Source organism: Protofrankia sp. CiP1_Cm_nod3 (genome assembly GCF_982290655.1).
In genome coordinates this window covers 1,331-4,050 of record NZ_CEVIVD010000244.1, presented here as the reverse complement: position 1 = coordinate 4,050, position 2,720 = coordinate 1,331, and the positions used below count along the sequence as shown (strand labels likewise).

General features: G+C 63.1%; 2 protein-coding genes. Both read left to right on the top strand.

Annotated features, from left to right (window positions below):
* Window positions 1–974: hypothetical protein (locus AC5LUJ_RS23615; protein WP_493465812.1), on the top strand; the 974-nt coding region annotated here is incomplete at its 5' end.
* Between the two features lie 943 nt (window positions 975–1,917).
* Window positions 1,918–2,109, top strand: coding sequence for a hypothetical protein (locus AC5LUJ_RS23610; RefSeq protein WP_250291372.1), 192 nt, complete (start codon window positions 1,918–1,920; stop codon window positions 2,107–2,109).
* Window positions 2,110–2,720: the final 611 nt, after the last annotated feature.

The following is a 2,720-nucleotide window of genomic DNA, read 5'->3' as shown; positions in this document are numbered from 1 at the left end:
CTGCCACGGCGGAGCCGCCGGGCGACCCCGGTGCGCTGGAACCGATCGTGGTACCGACGGATATCGACGGGGTCCGCAGGACCGTCGCGTCGTCGCTGCTCGCCGTGCCGGGGGTGGCTGACGTGGAGGCGGTTGTCGTGCTGGCCGGCCCCGGCATGAACGCGATGAACGCCGGTCTGCTGCTCGCGGGCACCGACGTCGCGACCGCGCTGGGCTGCCCGGTCCATGTCGGCGCCATGGTCGAGGCCGACGACGGCGGGACGCGGGTCGAGATCGACAGGGACCAGGTGGCCGCGCTGCCCGGCTACCCGGACGTGCTCGCCCGGGTAGCGCTGGAGCATCTGGCGAGCCTGGAACTCGCCGCCGCCGCGGACACGCTGCGCCGGGGCGGTCAGCGGCTCGCACCTCTCGCGGCACGGGCGGAGAGGATCCGGGACGCCTTCATCGGCGACTTCCCCGGTCCCGTCGCCGTGAGGCGGGCGGAGGTGGCCCGGCGCATCGAGCTGATCAAAGTTCTGACCGGGAAACACACCGACGATGGGCACCGGGACGGCGCGAGGAGGCACACCGGCCCGCCGCCGGCCCGCCGTACCCTCGTCGACGACTGGCACGCGCTGCATCTGGCGATGACGGTCGCCGACCGGCTGCTCGGCCCAGGCTGGTACACGCCCGATCTCCCGATCAGCCGGTTTGCCTACCAGATCCGCTCGGACGCGGTCACCACACACGGCACGGAACTGCAGACCTTCGCGGCGGCGCTGAACTCGCATCAGAACCGGGTGCGCCACTGGAACCCGGTTCACCGGATCAGAATCCGCACCTGCGGCGACCTGCTGTCCGCCGTCCAGCGCGAACTCGACGGCGAGCCTGCTCCGGCCCGCGACTCGCTGCGCGAGGATCACCAGCGACTGACCGACCAGCTCCGCTCCTGGGCCGAGGTCGACACCAGGGAACTGGACGAACCATCGCCGTAGGCCGGACATCGGCCGGCGACAGCCAGGTGCCCGCCGGATGCGCCTGCCCGAAGCGGTAATCCCATGATCATGTGGTCGTTGGGTGGGTGGCGCGGGTGATGGCTATGGGTGTGTTCGGCCGGGTGTACACTGACGACTGCTCGGTGTTGTGGAATAAGTCGACTGGTGTCACAGGTTCCGATCAGATGATCGTACAGTAGTTGATGCTTGTTCCGATTCGGATTGAAACATTGATGTTCAGTAGAGAAAAGCTTGGGTTGGTATTTTTCATCCCGCGTGTTAGCGAGAGTAGGGTCGTCGGTATATTTACCGTACGGCCCTATTTTTTCTGGTTAGACGTCGATAGAAACGGAGTGTAGGTGCGTGTAACTTAATGTAATTATTCATTTTGAACCAATTTCACGTTATTGGCTAAACCCAAGCTTTACTCTACTAAACATTCGGCTTTATGCAATCTAAGGCAGGGGTTTTTGCATGTCATTTTTTTCCACGGGGTCGAGTGATTTTCCTCCCCCGGATTCTGACGGCCCTTTTTATCATTTTCTAGTCGCGATATTTCAGGTGGCACTTCCACTGGCGCGTCCGCCGGCTCGTATCTTGCGTCGCATTTTTCTGTGGATCGCGGCAAAATTGCAGAAGAAGCTTCGCGTTGTAGTCGCTGCTTTTCGTGCTTCGTCTCGTGATCGGGAAATGCGTTCGTTCGAAATTTCGCCAAGCGTTCCGCGGGATGACGCCGGCGACATCGTCGACGCTTATTCATATCCCATGATCAGTGTTACCTCCAGGGTGAGCGCGACTAACAGATAGATGCCATCGATCAGTCGCTATCCGTAATCGGTGGGGTCTGTCGGGCGCGGATCGCTCAGCTGCCACATCCGGTGAGTGGCTGTGCCGGTCGCCATGCCCGTCGTGCCAGGGGACCCCGTCCACCGGCACGACGGGCATGGCTGCTCATCACGAGATGGTCGCCGTGTTCGAGGAGTCCGCGCTGACGGCGGTAAAGCTGAACAGCCTTACCGCCGTCAGCGCCAGGTCGTGCGCCGACCACAACACCTTCAGCCCGTGCCGTCCCGGCGCCGTCGTGACCTTCCGCCGGCGCCGGAACGAGGACACCCAGGACGTTCGACTCGAGTAGGGCCGTGCGCCGCTCCTCCGTCAGGTCGAACACCAGTGTTGGCCGACCCGGTCGTGGAGCGTGCAGGAGCGACGTGTAGGGATCGAGATCGGCGACGACGAACGCGGTGAAGGCACGACCTCGCGGAGCAGAGCGGAAGTGTAGTTGATGAGGATGTCGACGAGGTCGAGGTCAGGGCGCTCATGTCGCTGAAAGCCGAGTTCGTCGGGAAGTAGGAGGTGGATACTCCCGTTTTGAGCGGTGCGACGTGTAGGTGGCTTCCGTCATCCCGACAGCGGTTTTCACCTACGGCAGCCGAGGCTGTAGGTGGTTATCGTCGTTTTGGCAGCGGTTTTCACCTACGGCCGTCGGTGTCGGCCGAGGCTGTATGTGGTTTCGCCTATGGCTGGGCGGTTCGTGCGCCTGATGCTCATGACCAGCGGGGGATTGGCGATTCTTCGGCAGGGCCATCCGAATCCAGGCCCGTCGCGACCGTCATGGCGCGCCGTAGCCGTGGTCATGTCAGGCTGGTGGACAGAATGCGGTCTGTCTGAGAAGCAGCGCGGCAGAGCACTGCGTTCAGGCATTTTCCCAGCTCACAGCCCTACGCTGAGGATTGCCTATGGCGATCG

Coding starts and splice junctions, on each gene's coding strand:
- AC5LUJ_RS23610 (WP_250291372.1), top strand. CDS start 1,918: ATGGCTGCTCATCACGAGATGGTCGCCGTGTTCGAGGAGTCCGCGCTG.